At 65.1% G+C, this 19,570-nt stretch carries 18 protein-coding genes and 1 riboswitch; of the genes, 2 read left to right on the forward strand and 16 right to left on the reverse strand.

Annotated features, from left to right (window positions below; all coding sequences use genetic code 11):
* Positions 1-169: 169 nt before the first annotated feature.
* Positions 170-1,021 carry an alpha/beta hydrolase gene (locus EBS11_RS22650; protein WP_290606667.1) on the reverse strand — a complete coding sequence of 284 codons (852 nt, stop codon included), beginning with the start codon at positions 1,019-1,021 and terminating at the stop codon, positions 170-172.
* Positions 1,022-1,157: 136 nt separating this feature from the next.
* Here EBS11_RS22650 and EBS11_RS22655 point away from each other — a divergent pair, with 136 nt between their 5' ends.
* A complete protein-coding gene (locus tag EBS11_RS22655; protein ID WP_290606669.1) occupies positions 1,158-2,774 on the forward strand; it encodes a M28 family peptidase in 1,617 nt (538 codons plus the stop codon).
* Between the two features lie 74 nt (positions 2,775-2,848).
* Here EBS11_RS22655 and EBS11_RS22660 read toward each other — a convergent pair whose 3' ends face one another.
* The 3 genes from EBS11_RS22660 to EBS11_RS22670 all read right to left on the reverse strand — a co-directional run bounded on the left by EBS11_RS22660 (position 2,849) and on the right by EBS11_RS22670 (position 7,371).
* A complete protein-coding gene (locus EBS11_RS22660) occupies positions 2,849-3,265 on the reverse strand; it encodes an SRPBCC family protein (RefSeq protein ID WP_290606671.1) in 417 nt (138 codons plus the stop codon).
* A 152-nt stretch (positions 3,266-3,417) separates the two neighbouring features.
* On the reverse strand, positions 3,418-4,116 hold the full coding sequence (locus EBS11_RS22665; protein ID WP_290606673.1) for a dienelactone hydrolase family protein: 699 nt from the start codon (positions 4,114-4,116) through the stop codon (positions 3,418-3,420).
* Between the two features lie 108 nt (positions 4,117-4,224).
* Complete coding sequence (locus tag EBS11_RS22670) at positions 4,225-7,371, reverse strand: polymer-forming cytoskeletal protein (protein ID WP_290606675.1); 3,147 nt, start codon at positions 7,369-7,371, stop codon at positions 4,225-4,227.
* 115 nt (positions 7,372-7,486) lie between these two features.
* Here EBS11_RS22670 and EBS11_RS22675 point away from each other — a divergent pair, with 115 nt between their 5' ends.
* Positions 7,487-8,491, forward strand: coding sequence for a helix-turn-helix domain-containing protein (locus EBS11_RS22675; protein WP_290606677.1), 1,005 nt, complete (start codon positions 7,487-7,489; stop codon positions 8,489-8,491).
* 21 nt (positions 8,492-8,512) lie between these two features.
* Here EBS11_RS22675 and EBS11_RS22680 read toward each other — a convergent pair whose 3' ends face one another.
* The 12 genes from EBS11_RS22680 to EBS11_RS22735 form a co-directional block, all read right to left on the reverse strand.
* Positions 8,513-8,746, reverse strand: coding sequence for a hypothetical protein (locus tag EBS11_RS22680; protein ID WP_290606679.1), 234 nt, complete (start codon positions 8,744-8,746; stop codon positions 8,513-8,515).
* Between the two features lie 114 nt (positions 8,747-8,860).
* Positions 8,861-9,967: an S-(hydroxymethyl)glutathione dehydrogenase/class III alcohol dehydrogenase gene (locus EBS11_RS22685; RefSeq protein WP_290606681.1), complete on the reverse strand. Its 1,107-nt coding sequence runs from the start codon at positions 9,965-9,967 to the stop codon at positions 8,861-8,863.
* 121 nt (positions 9,968-10,088) lie between these two features.
* On the reverse strand, positions 10,089-10,721 hold the full coding sequence (locus tag EBS11_RS22690) for a response regulator (protein ID WP_290606683.1): 633 nt from the start codon (positions 10,719-10,721) through the stop codon (positions 10,089-10,091).
* 77 nt (positions 10,722-10,798) lie between these two features.
* Positions 10,799-11,422: a thiamine phosphate synthase gene (thiE, locus tag EBS11_RS22695; RefSeq protein WP_290606685.1), complete on the reverse strand. Its 624-nt coding sequence runs from the start codon at positions 11,420-11,422 to the stop codon at positions 10,799-10,801.
* A gap of 10 nt (positions 11,423-11,432) precedes the next feature.
* A complete protein-coding gene (locus tag EBS11_RS22700; RefSeq protein ID WP_290606687.1) occupies positions 11,433-12,194 on the reverse strand; it encodes a hydroxymethylpyrimidine/phosphomethylpyrimidine kinase in 762 nt (253 codons plus the stop codon).
* Positions 12,195-12,196: 2 nt separating this feature from the next.
* The gene (locus tag EBS11_RS22705) at positions 12,197-12,991 is read right to left on the reverse strand and encodes a thiazole synthase (protein WP_290606689.1); all 795 of its coding nucleotides are present in this window, start codon (positions 12,989-12,991) and stop codon (positions 12,197-12,199) included.
* Positions 12,992-13,134: 143 nt separating this feature from the next.
* Positions 13,135-13,347 (reverse strand): sulfur carrier protein ThiS, encoded by a 213-nt coding sequence (gene thiS / locus EBS11_RS22710; RefSeq protein WP_290606691.1) that lies wholly within the window; start codon positions 13,345-13,347, stop codon positions 13,135-13,137.
* A gap of 11 nt (positions 13,348-13,358) precedes the next feature.
* Positions 13,359-15,272, reverse strand: coding sequence for a phosphomethylpyrimidine synthase ThiC (gene thiC / locus EBS11_RS22715; protein WP_290606697.1), 1,914 nt, complete (start codon positions 15,270-15,272; stop codon positions 13,359-13,361).
* A gap of 79 nt (positions 15,273-15,351) precedes the next feature.
* A riboswitch (TPP riboswitch) is annotated at positions 15,352-15,467 on the reverse strand.
* 106 nt (positions 15,468-15,573) lie between these two features.
* Complete coding sequence (locus EBS11_RS22720; RefSeq protein WP_290606699.1) at positions 15,574-15,843, reverse strand: hypothetical protein; 270 nt, start codon at positions 15,841-15,843, stop codon at positions 15,574-15,576.
* Between the two features lie 53 nt (positions 15,844-15,896).
* Positions 15,897-16,703 carry a response regulator gene (locus EBS11_RS22725; protein ID WP_290606701.1) on the reverse strand — a complete coding sequence of 269 codons (807 nt, stop codon included), beginning with the start codon at positions 16,701-16,703 and terminating at the stop codon, positions 15,897-15,899.
* Between the two features lie 28 nt (positions 16,704-16,731).
* Positions 16,732-18,588 carry an ATP-binding protein gene (locus EBS11_RS22730; RefSeq protein ID WP_290606703.1) on the reverse strand — a complete coding sequence of 619 codons (1,857 nt, stop codon included), beginning with the start codon at positions 18,586-18,588 and terminating at the stop codon, positions 16,732-16,734.
* Between the two features lie 91 nt (positions 18,589-18,679).
* On the reverse strand, positions 18,680-19,420 hold the full coding sequence (locus EBS11_RS22735; protein WP_290606705.1) for a Crp/Fnr family transcriptional regulator: 741 nt from the start codon (positions 19,418-19,420) through the stop codon (positions 18,680-18,682).
* Positions 19,421-19,570 lie beyond the last annotated feature (150 nt).

Below are 19,570 nucleotides of genomic sequence, written 5' to 3' on the forward strand. Positions count from 1 at the left end.
GCATATCGGCCGAAAAAATCCAGAAACATCGGCGATCCGCACGCAATTGACGCGTGCTTTCGGCAATATTGAACGATACACAACGATGTCCGCGCTGCTCAAATTCCAGGCAGCAACGGTGACGGCGGACGCGGCGGCAATGCCGCGCGCGCCCTGCCCGGCGCCGGCCTCAGGTGCGCAAAAACTCCAGCAAGTCCTCGTTCAGGCGGTCCTTGTGCGTCGTCGCCAGGCCGTGCGGCGCGCCCGCGTAGACGAGCAGCTTGCTGCCGATGATGAGTTCGGCCGTGCGCCGCGCCGAGGCGGCAATCGGCACGATCTGGTCATCGTCGCCGTGGATCACCAGGGTGGGCACGTCGAATTTGCCCAGGTCCGCCGTGAAATCCGTCTCGGAAAACTGCTTGATGCACAGGTAGGCGGCCGGCATGCCCGCCTGCATGCCTTGCAGCCAGAAGTGGTCGCGCACGCCCTGCGACGGCGTGGCGCCGGGCCGGTTGTAGCCATAGAAGGCCTCGCTCAAGTCGCGGAAGAAGGCGCTGCGGTCGGCCTGCACGCCGGCGCGGATGCCGTCGAACACGGACAGCGGCAGGCCCAGCGGATTGTCCGCCGTCTGCAGCATCAGCGGCGGCACGGCGCCCACGAGCACGGCGCCGGCCAGGCGATCCGTGCCGTGGCGGCCGATGTAGCGCGCCACTTCGCCGCCGCCCGTCGAATGGCCCACCAGGGTGGCGCCCGTCAAGTCCAGCGCCGTGATCAGCGCGGCCAGATCGTCGGCATAGGTGTCCATGTCGTTGCCCTGGAAAGGCTGGCTGGAGCGGCCGTGGCCGCGCCGGTCGTGGGCGATGACGCGGTAGCCATGCGAGGCCAGGTAAAACATCTGGTCTTCCCAGGCGTCGGACGACAATGGCCAGCCGTGGCTGAAGACGACGGGCGGGCCGCTGCCCCAGTCCTTGTAGTAGATCAAGGTACCGTCGGCGGTACGCAGGGTATTGCTCGATTGCACGGTGTGATCGCTGCTGCTCATGGAACGCTCCTTGTCGGTGGGCCAGCAGCCATTGTGGCCGCAATCGGCTTGCCCGCGCCGCGCGCTACGCCCAAGCCTTTGCGGTAGAGTAAGATTGCCGCTGCTTTGCTTTCCCATATTCACTTTTGGAGTTGCCATGCGTTCTACCTTCGTTCTCGCCGCCAGCCTGCTCAGCACGGCCGCCCTCGCCCAGCCCACCGTCGCCGAAGCGCCGCTGCGCGCCCATTTGTCCTTCCTGGCCGACGACTTGCTCGAAGGGCGCGGCACGGGCCAGCGCGGCGGCGACCTGGCCGTGCGCTACCTGGAAACGCAGGCGGCCGTGGCCGGCCTGCAGCCCTTGAAGGATGGCAGCTACCGCCAGGCGCTGACCATCGTCGGCAGCAAGGCCTTGCCATCGAGCAAAGTCACCTTCAGCGCGGGCGGCAAGACCTTGTCTCCCGTCTTCGGCCAGGACATCGTCTTCGGCGCATCCAACGGCAAGGAACACGTGGCGTTCGACGCGCCCGTCGTGTTCGCCGGCTACGGCATCCGCGCGCCCGAGGAACGCTGGGACGATTTCAAGGGCATCGACCTGAAGGGCAAGCTCGTCATCATGATGGTCAACGACCCGCAGCCCACCGCGGCCGAGCCGAACCGCTTTGCCGGCAAATCGCTCACCTACTACGGCCGCTGGGTCTACAAGTACGAGGAAGCGCTGCGCCAGGGCGCGGCCGGCGTCTTGCTGATCCACACGACGGAATCGGCCTCGTATCCGTGGTCGGTGCCGGCCAACGGCTTCGGCCACGAGCGCTTCAGCCTGGCCGGCGCGGGCAATGCCATGGAAGGCTGGCTGCAGGAAGATGCGGCGCGCGCCCTGTTCCAGGCGGGCGGGCAGGACCTGGACGCCCTGCGCGCCCAGGCGGAAACGCGCGAGTTCCGCCCCGTGGCCCTGAATGCCACCGTCAAGGTACAGCTCGACAGCCAGGTGCGCAGCATCGAGCAGTTCAACGTGGCCGGCATCGTACCCGGCACGGACCCGCAGCTGAAGGACGAGGCCGTGATTTATTCGGCCCACTGGGACCACCTGGGCAAGGATGACGAAGGCAGTGCGCGCGCGGGCCAGAGCGACCACATCTACAACGGCGCCATCGACAACGCCTCGGGCGCGGCGGCCCTGCTGGCCATGGCGCAGGTTGCGGTCAAGCAGCCGGCGCGCCGCACGCAGATCTTCCTGTGGCCGGCGGGCGAGGAAACGGGCATGCTGGGCAGCACGGCGTACACGCGCGCGCCCCTGTGGCCGCTGGCCAAGACGGCCGCCGACCTGAACCTCGACAGCATGAATTTCGTCGGCAAGACGCACGACATCGGCGTGGCCGGCGCCGAGCGCAGCAGCCTGTACGCGAGCGCCGCCAAGGTGGCCAAGCGCATGGGCCTGCGCCTGGCGCCCACCATCCCCGACCTGTCCGGCGCCTTTTACCGGGCCGACCACTTCGCCTTTGCCAAGGCGGGCGTGCCGGCCTTCAACGTGGGCTCGGCCGTGTTCTCGGGCGACGGCTCCTTCAACTTCGTCAAGGACCCGAAAGCGTCCAGCGAGCGCCTCGTCGCCTTTAAAAAGGATTACCACCAGGTCACGGACGAGTACCACCCGTCGTGGGACCTGTCGGGCATGGTGCAGCAGGCGCAATTCACCCTGAACCTGGGCTATGAAGTGGCAAACGACAAGAACTTGCCTACCTGGAACAAGGGCGAGGCGTTCGGCAAGGTCAAACGTTAAGACTGTCCACGCATAAAAAAACACCGGCCTTGGCCGGTGTTTTTACTGGTCACCTGCAGTCTGACCCGCAGTGCTTAAATCGCCATGATGCGTTTCAGATCGACGAATGCCGTTTCGTACAGGTGCTGGAAGGCGCCGATCATGACCTCTTCCACGCCCTCGGCCGCGTCGAACTCGCTCGACCATTCCGCCACGCAGGAAGCGCCGCCCGGCTCGCCCGTGACGCGCAGGGTGGAACGGTAGTTCTTGACGGGAATCGGTCCCGAGACGATGGTGTAGCTGTAGCTCTTGTCCGCTTCGCTGTAGCTTTGCAGGCGTTCGGCGATGACGGCGCCGTCCGTGGTTTTCAGGCGGCGCACGCGGCCGCCATGTTCGGACAGGCTGGTCTTGATCGAACTCGACCATTCAGCCAGCGACTGGAAGCCGCCGATAAAATCCCACACGCGTTCGGCGCTTGCCGCCAATGTTACAGAAACAATTACTTGGGCCATCTTTAATTCGGTTCCTCATCCAGGTTTGCCGGGCGCGGCGCCCGGCCGGCCGGAGTTGCCCGGCACAGCCGCTATTTTAGCGCCCATGCAGCTTTGCTGCTGGGCGCGTATCGGCTGGGACATGGCCGGCAGGCCCGCCTGGCGAGGACGTCCTACAGATTCTCCGCCAAGAAAATCAGCGAATTGCCGTGCGCTAGGGCGGCGGCGCGCTGCTGGTAGCTGTCGCGGTGGGTGCAGTTGAAACCGTGTTCGGCGCCCGGATACAGGTGGATTTCCACGTCCTGCCGGTCTTCGAAGCGCACGGCGATCTGTTGCACGGCTTCCGGCGGAATATGGCTGTCCTGGCCGCCGAAATGCATCAGCAGCGGCACCTTGATCTGGTCGGCCAGGTCCAGCTTGTTCTGGATGCCGCCGCCGTAGTAGGCGATGGCCACGTCGACCAGGCCCGCCGCGGCCGTCTGGAACGACAAACGGCCGCCGAAGCAGTAGCCGATCGCGGCCAGCTTGCCCGTCACTTCGGGACGCGCGCGCAGGGCGGCGATGGTGGCCTTGATATCGCTCAAGGCGTGCTCGTTGTCGGTCGCCTGCATCAGTTCCACGGCGCGCTTCCAGCCGGCCGCGTCATAGCCCAGCTCGATGTGCGCGCCGGCGCGCCAGAACAGGTCCGGCACCAGCACCACGTAGCCGTCGGCGGCGTACTGGTCGGCCACGGCGCGGATGTGCTCGTTGACGCCAAAAATTTCCTGCAACAGGATGATGGCGGGACCCTTGCCCACGTGCGGCACGGCCAGGTAAGCCTGGAAACTGCCGTCCGGGCCGGCGATATCGATCCACTGCGAAGTTGTGCTCATAGAAACTCCAGTCTGATGTTGGGGGAATGCCACAGCCAGGCATGTTACTGGTTTTTTCCCCCGCCTGCGCCGGCACGCCCAAGCCGGCACGACCGCATTGACAAAGATCTAATACAGTTCGCGCAGGTAAATCACGGGACCGGACTTGAACACGCCGAACACGGCGCGTCCCACGGTGCTGGGCAGGTAAGGCAGGCTGCCCACGGAAACATCGACGCTGCCCGCCACGCCGGGCGCCAGCAGCACCAGCTGGCCGTTGGGCGATGGCAATACCCCGCTGGCAAAGGTGTAGCTGCCGTTCTGCACTTTCGTCGCGCCATTGCAGGTGCCCGCACCGAGTCCCTGGCGGCAATTGGCCAGGATCACGCCGGCCTGGGTGAACTGGGTGGCGCTGTCCGATACATTGCCCAGCCAGCTGCCATTCCAGTATTGCACCTGCACGGGCAGGCGGATCGGCAGGCGCTCGGAACCATAGCTGTTGGGCACCATGATGCGGCCCGTGAGCACGGTCAGCCGCGCTTCCGTGCCGGCATCGGACGGCGCCGACGTCACGGTGGCGCCCGCATAGGGGGTGGTGGCGCGGAACAGCACGTCGGTCGGCGGCGCCAGCGCGACCGTACCGGCCGGCACGGCATATGCGCCGGGAAAGCGGTAGGCGATCTGGCTGCTGGCCACGCCCGTCGTGAAGCTGGCGGGCGCGATGCCCGTCACGGTCGTTTGCGCCGCCGTGCCGTCGCTGAGCCGGCTGCCCGCCGGCGTCGCCGGCGGAAAGGCCGTCAGGCCCGTGGCGGCATCGTAGGCGCGCAAGGCCACCTGAGCCGTCAAGGCCGTGTCGCGGCCGTCGAAGTTGAGCGTCGTCCCGTTCGCGGCATTCTGCGCCGTGACGCGCAGCTTGAACGGCTGCTGCGCATAGATGAAACTGCCCGCCGCGCAGGACAACGGCGCCTTGCAAGGCATGGGTTCGCTGCCGGGCACCTCCGTGACGAAGTGGTGCGGGATGAATTGCACGCTGTTGCTGGCGCCCGTGGTAAACGGCGGGATGACGCCATTCACGGCTGGCGGCGCAGCGCCCAGGTAGGTGGCCATCGTCGCCGTGAACTGGATGGTGCCCGCTTCCGCCCAGCTCAGGTTGCTGGCCGTGCCGATGCCGTTGCCATTATTGAAAGCCAGGCTGCCCGCCACGGCGGGGTTGGCGGCGCCGGAAAAGCTGGGCGCGACAAATATACGGTCCAGCAACACCGTCTGCGCCGTCGTTTCCCGGCCAAAATTGGCCGTCAAGGCGCCGGCCGCGTTCAAGGCCGACACGCTGATGCGGGTGGCGGGCGCCACGGGCAGCGCCGCCAGCCCGGCGCGCTGCGGCGTGGCGATGGCGCTGAACACGAAACGCTGGGGACCGACGATGACATTGCCGCTGCCCGTCATGGTCAGGCCGCTGTCGCTGCCGCTGGTCGAGGCATACGTGGCCGTCAGGCCCAGCGCGCCGGCATCGGCGTACAGCATGTTCGGCGTGGCCAGGCCGTTGGCATCGAAGGCCAGCTGCACGGCGGCACCGGCCGCGCTGCAGGCGCTGCCCGTGTTGACGGCCAGGGGGATATAGCTGCCATCCTTGTTCTGTATGCGCGCAGGCAAGGTGCCCGTGCCGGGATTGGCATAGGTGCAGCGCAGCTGCAAGGTCTTGTTCTGGTTGGCAAACAGGGGCACGCAGGCGCGCGGATTCGATGCCGATGCCTGCAGCGCGCTGATGGCGATGGGTCCCTCGGCCTCGGCATACCGGGGGATGCCGCTCACCTGCAGCGCGCTGCTGACAAATGCCATCTGACAATTGGTCACGCTGCCGTCGACGCTGCTCTTGCAGACCAGCGCTCCCGTCGTCGCCGGCGTGCTGCTCAGGCCCAGGGGGACGTTGCTGGCCGGCGTGGTCTGCGCCACGCTGGACGTGGCCGTGCCCGTCGCCGGCTGGGTGGCGTTGATTTGCGCCGTCGCGCCGCCCGGCGTCAAGGTGACCTGGGCCGCGCCCGTGTAGACGGTGCTGCAGGCCGCGTCGGCGCAGGCCGTCACGGTCACGGGCGCGGGCGCGCAGCTGAGCGCCGAGGGCGGATGCGTGATCTGGAAGTGATGCGGCCCGGCCTGGGTGCTGGGGCCGCATTTCGGTCCCAGCGGATCGGTGTAGGGCCAGCCGCTGTTGTTCGTCACGCAGCTGCACGGATTCGACGGCGTGTACGCCTTGCACGTGATGGTCTGCTGCACGCGGCCCTGCCAGCCCAGGGTGATGTGGTCGACGAGGGCGTTGCCGGTGATGTAGGCATTCGAGGAATCGAGGGTGACGTTGCCGCCCTCCACATTGCCCTTGATGCCGTTGCCGGAAGCAATCGACAAGGAATTGAGGGCCTTCACGTCGCCCGTGACGAGCAGGCCGGACGCCTTCAGGTCGATGGTGGGCGAGGTCAGGTTGCCCTTCACCTGACTGCCCGAGCCGACGACGAGCGAGGTGCTGGCCGTGATGTCGCCCTGCACCTTGCTGTTGGACGCATCGATGCTGACGACGGGCGCCGTCGTGTTGCCCGTCAGGCTGCTGCCCGAACCGAGGCTGAAGGAATTGCTGGCCGTCACGTCACCCGTGATCGTCACGCTGGAACTGGTGGTGACGGTGGCGCCGCTGATGGGGCCGGAAATGGTCGAACTGGAACCGATGCTCACGGCGCCCGTGGCCTTGACGCTGCCGCTGATGCTGACGTTGGAGTTGGCGCTGATCGAGCCGCCGCTGATGGCGCCGTTCAATACCGAGCCGGAGGAAATGTCGATATTGCCCGTGGCCGTGATGTTGCCCGTCACCCGCACGGCCGTGCCGCCCAGCGAGACGGATGCGGCCGTGATATCGGCCACGATGTTGTTGTTGCTCTGGCCACCCACCTTGAAGATGCCGCCCTTGGCCGTCAGGCTGCCGCCCGTGATTCTCAGATTCGGCGTGTTGGTGTTGCTGAAGTCGATATTCTTGTTGGCAGTCAGCGCGGCCGTGCCGCTCATGCTCAGGCCCTGGTTGTAGCCGATGGTCACGTCGCTGTTGACCGTGACGCCATAGCCGCTGGCAATGACGACGGCATCCGTGTCGGCCATCTGCAGGCTGGCGCAGGTGTATTGCGTGCCGGCCAGGCTGCAGCCGTTGACGGCGCCGCCATTGAAGTTGAGGGTGGCCGCCTGGGCAAGGGATGAGCCCAGCAGCAATGTCAGGGCAGCAAAAAAGTGGAGTAAGCGCACGATATCCAGGAATCCGATGGGTGGGAGGCCAGCGGGCGCGCCGATATTTCCATGCTAATCTACGCCATCGCTGTAGTTGCATTATGGCAGTATTTATCCTCCTCGCGCATATCGCATGATCAAGCAAAACCCCAAAGAATTCCCCCTGCGCACCGTCGACATCATCGTCTATCCCGGCTTCAAGGCGCTCGAAGCCATCGGCGCCATGAAGGTGTTTGACTACGCCAACACACATTTGCGCCTGCGCAACCTGCCCGGCGGTTACGACGTGCGCATCGCCTCGACGGCCGTCGGCCCCGTCGCGTCCGACACCCTGATGTCGCTGCACGCGAGCAAGGCGCTCGATGCGCATCGCCTGCCCGACCTGGCCGTCATCGTCGGCTGCCACCACGTCGAGCAAGTCTTGCAGGACATTCCCGCCCTGGCCGCCTGGGTGGCCGAGGCGGCGCCCCGCATCGACACGCTGGCCGCCCTGTGCACGGGCTGCTTCTTCCTGGCCGAGGCGGGCGTGCTCGATGGCAAGAGCGCGGCCACGCACTGGAGCGCCGTGGACAGCCTGCGCCAGCGCTACCCCTTGATCCAGGTCAATGCCGATGCGATTTTCGTGCGGGAAGGGAAATTCTGGACGTCGGCCGGCGTGACGGCCGGCATCGACCTGGCGCTGGCCCTGGTGGAAGACGATTTCAGCCGCGATATCGCCCTGGAAGTGGCGCGCGACCTGGTGGTGTACCTGAAACGACCCGGCGGCCAGTCGCAGTTTTCCGTGCACCTGTCGAGCCAGATGACGACGCATCCCACCATCCGCCAGTTGCAGGGCTGGATCATGGAGCATCTGGCCGACGAGCTCACGGTGCCCTTGCTGGCGGCCCGGCTGGCCATGAGCGAGCGCAATTTCACGCGCGTGTTCCAGCGCGAAACGGGCACCAGCCCCACGGAATTCATCGAAACGGCCCGCTTCGAAGTGGCGCGCCGCTTGCTGGAAGACAATGTGTCGTCATTGAAACAGGTGGCCGCGCAAGCGGGCCTGCACAGCGAGGAAAGGCTGCGCCGCCTGTTTCAGAAGAAACTCGCCATCACCCCGCGCGACTACCGCGAGCGCTTTTCCAGCACGGCGCGCTAGCGGCAGGGCGAGCAGGACGAATCAGCGCGACTTCTTGCTGCGCACGTGGCGCGTGGCCAGCTGCCGGCGGTGCCAGGCCAGCGGCGTAAACATCAGCGCGCACAGCAGATACGTGGCCAGCAGCGCCAGCCAGATGGCGGGCGTGGCCAGGATGGCGGCATTGCTCCACCACAAGGCCAGCAGCGAGGCCAGGGCCGCGCCGAGAAAGACGGGCAGCATGCGCCGCAGGGTCAGCAGATAGGCAGTGGCAAACATGAACGGCTCCCAAGGCAAGGCGGATCCCTTCACACTAGCAGGGGATCCCGCCGAAGTACAGCGCGCCGCCCTGCCCCGTCCGTCAAGTGTTGCGCAATGAGTACAGCATGCCGATCAGTACAGCACGACGGAACGGATGGATTCGCCGCTCTTCATCAGGTCGAAGCCTTCGTTGATGCGTTCCAGCGGCAGGCGGTGGGTGATCAGGTCGTCGATATTGAGCTTGCCTTCCATGTACCAGTCGACGATCTTCGGCACATCAGTGCGCCCGCGCGCGCCGCCGAAGGCCGAACCGCGCCATTCGCGTCCCGTCACCAGCTGGAATGGCCGCGTGGAAATTTCCTGCCCGGCCGCCGCCACGCCGATGATGAAGGACTTGCCCCAGCCCTTGTGCGTGCACTCGAGCGCCTGGCGCATCAGGGTCGTGTTGCCCACGCATTCAAACGAATAATCGGCGCCGCCGTCCGTCAGCTGCACGATGGCATCGACGACGTTCTCCACCTCGTTCGGGTTGATGAAATGCGTCATGCCGAACTTGCGCGCGATGGCCTGGCGCGCCGGGTTGATGTCGATGCCGATGATTTTATCGGCACCCACCATCTTCGCCGCCTGGATCACGTTCAGGCCGATGCCGCCCAGGCCGAACACGACCACGTTGGCGCCCGCCTCCACCTTGGCCGAGAACAGCACGGCGCCCACGCCCGTCGTCACGCCGCAGCCGATGTAGCAGACCTTGTCGAAGGGCGCGTCTTCGCGGATCTTCGCCAGGGCGATTTCCGGCACGACGATGTAGTTGGAAAAGGTCGAAGTGCCCATGTAGTGGAAGATGGGCTTGCCGTCGATGGAGAAGCGCGACGTCGCGTCCGGCATCAGGCCGCGGCCCTGGGTGGAGCGGATGGACTGGCACAGATTGGTCTTTTGCGACAGGCAGAACTTGCACTGGCGGCATTCCGGCGTGTACAGGGGAATGACGTGGTCATCCTTCTTCAGGCTTTTCACGCCCGGCCCCACGTCGACGACGATGCCGGCGCCTTCATGGCCCAGGATGGACGGGAAGATGCCTTCCGGATCGGCGCCCGACAGGGTGTAGTAATCCGTGTGGCAAATGCCCGTGGCCTTGATCTCGACCAGTACCTCGCCCTCGCGCGGGCCGGCCAGGTCGACTTCTTCGATCGTCAGCGGGGCGCCCGCCTTCCATGCAATCGCTGCTTTGGTTTTCATGTGTGTCCTGTCTATGGTTGAACCAGGCGCGCGAACGCGCCGTATCCTCACATCATAACAAGCCAGGGCGAAAAGCAGGCGCCTGGAAGATGCCCAGCTGGCTTCCCAGCCTCACTTGCCCTTACTTGCTTTTTGCCCGGTTGAGGAAGGCGCCGTGCAGGCCGTTCAGGGTTTCCTCGGCCAGCAGCAGCTGGCTGGCGATTTCATTGATCTTGCGGCGGCTGGAACGGGCATGGTCGCGCAGCACTTCAAAGGCCGTATTGCGGTCCGTCTGGAACTTGCCCATCAGCAAGCCAACGGCCAGGCTCGTTTCGCGCCCGGCAGCCAGGGCCGCGTTCAGGTTCAGCTCGGTGCGGCGCAGCTGGCGGATCTCGTCGGCCCGCGCCAGGCCCGCTTCGAATGCGGGCATCAAGCGGCCTTCATCGACGGGTTTGACGACATAGCCGACGGCGCCGTAGGCGGCCGCCTGCTTGCCCGATTCGCTGTCGCCGCTGCCGGACAGGAACATGAAAGGCACGGCCGTTTCGCCATGCAGGCGCTTGGCCAGCTCCAGGCCGGACATGCCCGGCATGTGGATGTCGAGCAAGGCCAGGTCCGGCTCGCGCTGGGCGATCAGCTGCAGCGCCATTTCGGCGGAATTGGCCAGGGCCGTCTCATAGCCGGCATGGCGCAGGACTTCGCCAAGGAATTCCAACAGGAGCTGGTCATCGTCAACGATCAGGATAAGGCGTTTCGCGGCGGCTGGCTGACTCATGGGTAAGGAGACCTTGTAAATATAGATGCTCTTATTATATGCCGATTATTCGGCAAATCCCCCATCCGTTCCCATGCTCACGCCGCAAACAATTGATTAAATTGCTGCACTGCAATATTCACATCCTTCGCCTCGTCCATCCTGCCAACGACGCTGCTGATGGCCGCCACCATGTCGGCGCCCCGCGCCACCAGCGGCGCCGCGTTCTCCGGCGTCATGCCGCCGATCACCACGCAGGGCAAGGCGATCTCGCGCTTGGCTTGCAGCACGATATCGAGGGGCGTCGTCACCGGATATTTTTTCACCAGCGAGGGATAGAAGCCGCCAAAGGCCACGTAGCTGGCGCCGCCCGCCTCGGCCGTACGAGCCAAGGCCATGTCGCCATAGCACGAGGCGCCCACGATCTTGTCCTTGCCCAGGCGGGCGCGCACCTGCGCGACGGACGCATCCGTGCCGCCCACGTGCACGCCGTCCGCGTCCAGCTCTTCGCACAGCTCGACAAAGTCGTTGATGATGAAGGGCACGCCATACTTGCGGGCCAGGGCCAGCAAGGCGCCCGCCTGCTCGCGCCGCTGCGGCGCGTCGGCGCTCTTGTGACGGTATTGCAGCAAGGCTGCGCCTGCCTGCAAGGCTTGCCCGCTCACGTCGAGCAGGCGGTCGGTGTCGTCCCAGTTGGGGGTGACGAGATACAGTCCACGCATGATGTTTTCCTTATTGAATGAATCGCTGCGGCATGAGTTGACCTGGCGCAATCGCATACGCGCCGGCCAGGGCCGCATGGCAATAGCTTTGCGCCTGCGCCAGCGCATCGGGCAGCGCCTGCCCCAGCGCCAGGCGCGCCGCGATGGCGGAGGCCAGGGTGCAGCCGCTGCCGTGAAATGCACCGGGCAAGCGCGGCCAGCGCCAGGCGCGCTCGCCGCCATGGGCATCGACCCAGCGGTTGAGTACCTCGTCGCCTTCGCCATGGCCGCCCGTCACCAGCACGTGCCGGCAGCCTTGCGCAAGCAGGTTTTCCACGCCACCGAGGGCCAGCGCTTCCGGCCCGTTCGGTACGATGATGGTAGTGACTGGCAACAAGGGCGCCAGCGCCAGCACGGCATCATCCCGGCTCAGCACGTCGCCATGGCCGCTGGCCAGCACGGGATCGAGCACGACAGGCAAACTTGGACGGACCAGCCGCCATTGCGCGATCAGCTGCGCGATGGCGGCCGCATTCGCCGCGCTGCCGGGAATGCCGATTTTCACGGCATCGATGGCGATTCTGTCGATCAGCGCCTGCGCCTGGCGGCGCAGCAGCTCCGGCGCCACGGGTTCGACGGCAAACACGCGGTCGTTGTCCTGCACCGTCAGCGCCGTAATGACGGGCAAGGCATGCGCGCCCTGGGCCGCGATCGCCAGGATGTCGGCAGCGATGCCGGCGCCGCCGGACGGGTCGGCGCCGGCAAACACGAGCACGCTGGGACGCCGCGTCACCGTCACGCCAGCCGGCCCGCCATCGGCGACGACGGCGAGGCGGCGAACTTGCGCGGCATGCGCCCCGCCAGGAACGCTTCGCGCCCCGCCCGCACGGCCAGCTTCATGGCGCGCGCCATGCGCACGGGGTCGCGCGCGCCGGCGATGGCCGTATTCATCAGCACGCCATCGCAGCCCAGTTCCATGGCGATGGCCGCGTCCGACGCCGTGCCCACGCCCGCATCGACGAGCACGGGCACTTTCGCCTGGTCGATGATGAGCGACAAGTTCCATGGGTTCAAGATGCCCATGCCCGAGCCGATCAGGGAAGCGAGGGGCATGACGGCCACGCAGCCGATGTCTTCCAAAATCTTCGCCTGGATGGGGTCGTCGCTGCAGTAGACCATCACGTCGAAGCCATCCTTGACCAGCGCCTCGGCCGCGACCAGGGTTTCCGGCATGTGCGGAAACAGGGTCTTTTCATCGCCCAGCACTTCCAGCTTCACCAGATTGCGCCCGCCCAAGAGCTCGCGCGCCAGCTGCAGGGTGTAGACGGCGTCTTTCGCGTTGTAGCAGCCGGCCGTGTTTGGCAGTATCGTGTACTGGTCGGGCGGCACGAAGTCCAGCAGGCTGGGCGCGTGCGGGTCCTGGCCGATATTCACCCTGCGGATGGCCACCGTGATGATCTGCGCTTCCGCCGCGTCCGTCGCTTCGCGCGTCTGCGGCAAGTCCTTGTATTTGCCGCTGCCCACCAGCAGGCGCGAGGAGTACTGTTTTCCCGCGATGGTCAGCAGGTCGTTGTTTGTTGCGGTATGCATGTATTCTTCCTTAAATTTTTAAACTTCCAAAGAAAACCGTAGCGAGCGGCGATGATTTGTGGCCGAGACGCGCAACCGTGCTAGAGCACGGTGAGCATCGCAGGCCGCAAAGCGCGCCGCGCAGTAGGTTTGCTTGGACGTTTTCAGCCGCCGCCGATGGCGCGGACGATTTCCACCTGGTCCTGCGTCTGCAAGACCTGTCCCGGCCACGCCTTGCGCGGCACGACGTTGCGGTTGACGGCCAGCGCCAGCGCCTGGTTTTCCAGCGACAGGGCGGAGATCAATTGCTCGAGTGTCTGTCCCGGCGGCACCTGGTGCGGCGCGCCGTTGAGCGTGATATGGATCAATGCAGTCATCGCGCCCTCCTTCAGACCTTGCGGTACAGCTCGGCGCCGTTCTTGATGAATTCGATGGCTTTCACTTCCATGCCCTGCTGAAGCGCCTTGTCTTCCGCGATACCCATGCCGGCCGCGTATTCGCGCACTTCCTGCGTGATCTTCATGGAACAGAAATGGGGGCCGCACATGGAGCAGAAATGCGCCACCTTGGCCGAATCCTTGGGCAGGGTTTCATCGTGGAATTCGCGCGCCTTGTCCGGGTCCAGGCCGATGTTGAACTGGTCGTCCCAGCGGAATTCGAAGCGGGCCTTCGACAGGGCGTTGTCGCGGATCTGCGCGCCCGGATGGCCCTTCGCCAGGTCGGCCGCGTGCGCCGCGATCTTGTAGGTGATGATGCCATCCTTGACGTCGTTCTTGTTGGGCAAGCCCAAATGCTCCTTCGGCGTCACGTAGCACAGCATGGCCGTGCCGTACCAGCCGATCAGGGCCGCGCCGATGCCCGACGTGATGTGGTCGTAGCCGGGCGCGATATCGGTGGTCAGCGGCCCCAGGGTGTAGAACGGCGCTTCGCCGCACTGGTCCAGCTGCAAGTCCATGTTTTCCTTGATCAATTGCATGGGCACGTGGCCCGGGCCTTCGATCATCACTTGCACGTCGTGCTTCCAGGCAATTTGGGTCAGCTCGCCCAGGGTCTTCAGTTCGCCCAGCTGCGCCTCGTCGTTGGCGTCGTAGATGGAACCGGGACGCAAGCCGTCGCCCAGCGAGAACGACACGTCATACGCCTTCATGATTTCGCAGATCTCTTCGAAATGCGTGTAGAGGAACGATTCCTGGTGGTGCGCCAGGCACCATTTGGCCATGATGGAGCCGCCCCGCGAGACGATGCCCGTCAGGCGCTTGGCCGTCATCGGCACGTAGCGCAGCAGCACGCCGGCGTGGATGGTGAAGTAATCGACGCCCTGCTCGGCCTGCTCGATGAGGGTGTCGCGGAAGATTTCCCACGTCAAGTCTTCGGCCTTGCCGTTGACCTTTTCCAGCGCTTGGTAGATGGGCACGGTGCCGATGGGCACGGGACTGTTGCGGATGATCCATTCGCGCGTCTCGTGGATGTGCTTGCCCGTGGACAAGTCCATGACATTGTCGCCGCCCCAGCGGATGGCCCAGGTCATCTTTTCGACTTCCTCGCCGATGGACGACGTCACGGCCGAATTGCCGATATTCGCGTTGATTTTCACCAGGAAATTGCGGCCGATGATCATCGGTTCGACTTCCGGATGGTTGATGTTGGCGGGGATGATGGCGCGGCCGCGGGCGATTTCCTCGCGCACGAATTCGGCCGTGATTTCGGCGGGAATGCTGGCGCCGTAGGCCTGGCCCGGGTGCTGGCGGCCCATCAGGTCGGCCAGGCGCTCGCCCATGGGGCCGGACGCCTTGAGTTCGCGCAGATACTCTTGCCGGCGCATGTTTTCGCGGATGGCGACGAATTCCATTTCCGGCGTGATGATGCCTTGCCGGGCGTAATGCATTTGCGTGACGTTCTTGCCGGCCACGGCGCGGCGCGGCTTGCGGTGCAGATTAAAGCGCAGCTCGGCCAGCTTGGGGTCTGCCAGGCGGGCGATGCCGTAGTCGGAGGTGGGGCCGGGCAGCTCTTCCGTGTCGGCCCGCTCCATGATCCACGGCAGGCGCGGCGTATCGAGGCCCGAGCGGATGTCGATCTGCACGTCCGGGTCCGTGTACGGGCCGGACGTGTCGTAGACGTAGATGGGCGGGTTCTTTTCGCCGCCGAACGACGCTTCCGTGTCGGACTGGCTGATCTCGCGCATGGGCACGCGGATGTCGGGGCGGCTGCCCTGCACGTAGATCTTGCGCGAATTGGGCAGCGGCGCGATGGCGGCTTCGTCGACCGTGGCGGTGGCGGAAAGGAATTTCGGATTGGCGTTCATTTTGGCTCCTTGGCTAGACTATTTTTAAGCCTGGAGCCAGCTAAGGAGGTTCGGAATTGCGCACGCGGAAAAGCGGGGTGCGGTCATCCTAAAGCTTCCCTTCGCTGGCATTATCCAGATCAGGTTCGGAGGGTATTTCTCACCCGCGCTTGCACCGTGTTTCCACAGCGAAAGGCAGGACCCCTAGCGTTTGCCGCCTTGCGGCAGCGAGCCAATTATACGCGTTTCAAGGCGCGTGGCCAGATGATTTCTTGCAGCTGTCGTCTTTGTGCATCTGCTGCACCGCAACAGATGACGGCGCCTATTTTTTCTTGCCCCAGCGCCAGCGCGTCGGTTCGCCTTTCAGCCAGCACACGCCGACGAGCGCGCCGGCGATGACGGCTTCATAGACGATGTACAGGGCCAGCGATTCCTGCGGCGGGAAGAGGAAGGCGCCGCAGGCGAACAGCCCCAGGGCGGCCAGGAAGACCAGCCAGCCTTGCCAGGTGATGGGCATGCCCCAGCCCCAGCCATAGGTCTTGGCGGGGAACCAGTAGCGCGGGGGCGTTGCCGGAGGCGATTTGTCAGCCATGATGCATTCCTTGTCGATATCGATACCGGCAAGTATAAAGCAGCCCGCCGCCGTCAAGCCTTGCGCAGGCGCTGCGTGACGTCGAGGCCGATGCCGCGGTAGCCGATGAAGCGGCTGCCATTGTCGAACATCGGTTCGCCGCTCACCTGCAGGTACTGCACGCTGCCGTCACCGTTCGTGCGGCTGTAGATGAAGTCGAGGAAGGGTTCCCGCGCAGCAATCTTGGCGTCGAGCAAAGCGCGCTCGCTGGCATTCCAGCGCTGCGGCTCTTCCTCGCTGCCGATGCCCAGCATGTCGGCCACGGGACCGGAAAAGCGCGTCAGCTTGCCCTGCGCATCCTGCTCCCAGTACCAGTCGGACGACAGTTCCGTGAAGCGCTGGAAGCGCGCTTCGCTTTCGCGCAGCTCCGCCGTGCGCGCTTCCACCATCTGCTCCAGCGACTTGCTGTATTCGCCCAGCTTCTGGTACAGCAGGCGCACTTCCAGCATGTTGTGAATGCGCGTCTTGACTTCCACCAGGTCGAAGGGCTTGCTGACGAAATCCTTGGCGCCGGCCTGCAGGGCGCGCAGCTTGTGGCCGGGCTGGGCCGTGATCACCAGCACGGGCAGGTAGCTGCCCGCCTCGATGGCGCGCAAGCCATCCATGACTTCAAAGCCATCCATTTCCGGCATCTGCAGGTCGAGCAGGATCAGGTCGTAGCGGTGCTGCTGGTGCAGCGCGCGCACGGCCTGCGGGTCCATGGTGGAGGTGATGCGCGTGTAGCCGGCGCTGCGCAGCACCTGCTCGAGCAGCATGACGTTGGCCTCCTGGTCATCGACGATGAGGATGCTGGCGTTCAGGATCTCGGTGGCTTGAAGCATGGCGGTATTCCTAAAAATAAGTGCTGAATTAGCGTACTGCGTGAATGTCGTCGGCCAGGCCATGCGCAGCCGCATGGTGCAGGGCCACGTCGAGCGCGTCCATGAATTCGACGACCTTGATGGGCTTGGTCAGATAGCGGAAGAAACCCGCCTGCAAGCCCTTTTCGATGTCGCGCGGCACGGCGTTGGCCGACAGCGCCATGACGGGAATGTGGCGGGTGAGCGGGTCGCCGAGCAGGATGTGCAGGGCGCCATAGCCGCTGATGCCGGGCAGGTTGATATCCATCAAGATCACGTCCGGCTGATAGGTGCGCGCCAGGTCGATGCCCAGGTGCGCATCGATGGCCGTCAGCAGCTTCAAATCGCTGCGGCGGGCGATCAGTTGCTCGACCAGCGCCAGGTTGGCGGGATTGTCTTCCACGTACAGCAGGGTGCGCAGGCTTTCCTGCGGCTCCTGCACCTGCGGCAGCGCGTCGCCATCGTCCAGCGCCAGTGCCGGCGCGCGGCTGGCGGCCAGCTCGAACCAGAAGGTGGTGCCCACGCCCACCGCGCTGTCGACGCCGATGGTGCCGCCCATCAACTCCACCAGCTGCTTGGTAACGACGAGGCCGATACCCGTGCCCTCTTCCGTGCTGTTTTCCTGTCCCAGGCGGTTGAAGGGCTGGAACAGCTGCGCCAGTTGCTGCGCATCGAGGCCGGCACCGCTGTCGCGCACGCTCACGCGCACTTTGTCGCCGTGGCGGCTGCATTCGACGGTGACGGCGCCGCCGCCCTGGTTGTACTTGATGGCGTTCGACAGCAGGTTGATCATCACCTGTTTCACGCGCGTGCGGTCCGCGTGCACGTAGAAGGCCTGGCCGCAGCGGGGGAAATGCAGGCGGATGCCCCGCTTCTCCGCCTGCGGCGCGATCATCGCCTGGCAATCCTGCAGCACGTCGAGCAGGGACATGGCTTCCTGTGACAGCGTCACCTTGCCCGATTCGATCATGGCCAGGTCGAGGATTTCATTGATCAAACGCAAGAGATACCAGCCGCCCTTGAGGATCTGTTCGATCGAGCGCTGCTGGGGCTGGGTCGGCGGCGGCACGTCGGACGCCATCAGCTGGGCAAAGCCCAGCACGGCGTTCAGCGGCGTGCGCAATTCATGGCTCATGCTCGACAGGAATTCGGACTTGGCGCGGTTGGCCTTGTCCGCCACCTGGCGCGCCTTTTTCAGCTCGGCATTATTGGTCTCCACCAGCGAGCGCGTGTACGCCTGCTGCTCCTGCAGGCGCTGGTCCAGCAGCGCCTGCTCCGCCTCGACCTGTTTGCGCGCCGTGTTATCCGTGCCGATCAGCAGGTAGCCGATGACCTTGTTCTGCGCGTCGCGCAAGGCCGTCACGGAGACGATGGCGGGAAAGCGGCTGCCATCGTTGCGGATGTAGGTCAGTTCATAGATATCTTCGATGCCGCGCGTGGCCTTGAAGACGAGCGCTTCCACCCCGGGCGTGATGGGCGTGTCGAGCTCGGCGCTGAGCGCTTGCGCCCGCGCAATGATCTCTTGCGCGTCAGAAATACCGGCCGGCGTCAGCTTGTCCACCACGTCGCTGGCGGCATAGCCGAGCATGCGTTCGGCGCCCACGTTGAAGATCTGGATCACGCCCTGCGCATCGGTGGCGATGCACGAGAAATTGGCGCTGTTGAAGATGGCGTCCTGCAGGGCGCCCGCCTTGAGCACCTGGCGCGGCAGGCTGGCCGCCGCCGTGCGCCGGTACAGCGCCACCAGCAGCAGCAACAGCAGGCCGAGCAGGGCCTCGATCAGGATCGCCGTATCGAACGGCGCGCGCCAGGCCAGCACGCCGACGGCCAGCAGCACGATGGCGCTGAACGAGAATGCCAGTGCCATGGGCCAGCGCGACGGGGCGCGATGGGGATGATTTTCAACTGAGTGCATGGGAAGCCCGGGCAATGAAACAATAAGAGGGGAAACGGGAGAATCAGGCGCCCTGGCGCTGGCGCACGTCCGACAGCAGGCGCGCAAATTCCTTCTTCACCACGCCATAGCATTCGCACACGTGGCCTTCCAGCCCGGCGCGGTCCAGCACGGAGATATGCCCGCGCCGGTAACTGATGAAGCCGCGCTGCTGCAGGCGCCCTGCCGCTTCCGTCACGCCTTCGCGGCGCACGCCCAGCATGTTGGCAATCAACTCCTGCGTCATGGTCAGCTCGCGGTTCGGCAGGCGGTCCATGGTCAGCAGCAGCCAGCGGCACAGTTGCTGCTCCACCGTATGGTGGCGGTTGCACACGGCCGTCTGCGACATCTGCGTGATCAGCGCTTGCGTGTAGCGCAGCAGCAAGCGCATGACGGGGCCGGCGCGGTCGAATTCTTCCATCAGCACGTGCGCCTTCAGGCGAAAGCCGATGCCGCCCGTCTGCACGACGGCGCGGCTCGGCGTCGAATTGCCGCCCATGAACAGCGACACGCCCACGATGCCTTCATTGCCGACGCCGGCGATTTCCGACGAGCCGCCGTTTTCCAGCAGATAGTGCAGCGAGACGATGGCGGTGGTGGGAAAGTACACGTGCTGCAGCTTGTCGCCCGAATCGTAGATCACGTCGCCCAGCAGCATGGAGACCTGCTCCAGGTGCGGCGCCAGGCGCGCGAAATCCGCGTCGAGCATGGCGGCGAGCAAATGATTCTGGTTCGGGTTGTGGTGCGGGACATGCGGACTCGACATGGGCAGGATTCCTGTTTTCCAGTCGTCAGCTAGGGGATGAGAGAGAGGCGTCCGAACGAGGGCCGCCATGGCATGCAGCGTAACACAGGGCCTGCACCATGCCCCGACTATATTTCTTATCGGCATGATCGTCCGTTCGGTACCGAACGG

It is taken from the genome of Janthinobacterium sp., assembly GCF_009923995.1.
Taxonomy (GTDB): Bacteria; Pseudomonadota; Gammaproteobacteria; order Burkholderiales; family Burkholderiaceae_D; genus Janthinobacterium.

Excerpts from the sequence above, each read along its gene's own strand:
- EBS11_RS22650 (WP_290606667.1), bottom strand. The coding sequence starts at position 1,021 with ATGAGCAGCAGCGATCACACCGTGCAATCGAGCAATACCCTGCGTACC.
- EBS11_RS22655 (WP_290606669.1), top strand. The coding sequence starts at position 1,158 with ATGCGTTCTACCTTCGTTCTCGCCGCCAGCCTGCTCAGCACGGCCGCC.
- EBS11_RS22660 (WP_290606671.1), bottom strand. The coding sequence starts at position 3,265 with ATGGCCCAAGTAATTGTTTCTGTAACATTGGCGGCAAGCGCCGAACGC.
- EBS11_RS22665 (WP_290606673.1), bottom strand. The coding sequence starts at position 4,116 with ATGAGCACAACTTCGCAGTGGATCGATATCGCCGGCCCGGACGGCAGT.
- EBS11_RS22675 (WP_290606677.1), top strand. The coding sequence starts at position 7,487 with ATGATCAAGCAAAACCCCAAAGAATTCCCCCTGCGCACCGTCGACATC.
- EBS11_RS22680 (WP_290606679.1), bottom strand. The coding sequence starts at position 8,746 with ATGTTTGCCACTGCCTATCTGCTGACCCTGCGGCGCATGCTGCCCGTC.
- EBS11_RS22685 (WP_290606681.1), bottom strand. The coding sequence starts at position 9,967 with ATGAAAACCAAAGCAGCGATTGCATGGAAGGCGGGCGCCCCGCTGACG.
- EBS11_RS22690 (WP_290606683.1), bottom strand. The coding sequence starts at position 10,721 with ATGAGTCAGCCAGCCGCCGCGAAACGCCTTATCCTGATCGTTGACGAT.
- thiE (WP_290606685.1), bottom strand. The coding sequence starts at position 11,422 with ATGCGTGGACTGTATCTCGTCACCCCCAACTGGGACGACACCGACCGC.
- EBS11_RS22705 (WP_290606689.1), bottom strand. The coding sequence starts at position 12,991 with ATGCATACCGCAACAAACAACGACCTGCTGACCATCGCGGGAAAACAG.
- thiS (WP_290606691.1), bottom strand. The coding sequence starts at position 13,347 with ATGACTGCATTGATCCATATCACGCTCAACGGCGCGCCGCACCAGGTG.
- thiC (WP_290606697.1), bottom strand. The coding sequence starts at position 15,272 with ATGAACGCCAATCCGAAATTCCTTTCCGCCACCGCCACGGTCGACGAA.
- EBS11_RS22720 (WP_290606699.1), bottom strand. The coding sequence starts at position 15,843 with ATGGCTGACAAATCGCCTCCGGCAACGCCCCCGCGCTACTGGTTCCCC.
- EBS11_RS22725 (WP_290606701.1), bottom strand. The coding sequence starts at position 16,703 with ATGCTTCAAGCCACCGAGATCCTGAACGCCAGCATCCTCATCGTCGAT.
- EBS11_RS22730 (WP_290606703.1), bottom strand. The coding sequence starts at position 18,588 with ATGGCACTGGCATTCTCGTTCAGCGCCATCGTGCTGCTGGCCGTCGGC.
- EBS11_RS22735 (WP_290606705.1), bottom strand. The coding sequence starts at position 19,420 with ATGTCGAGTCCGCATGTCCCGCACCACAACCCGAACCAGAATCATTTG.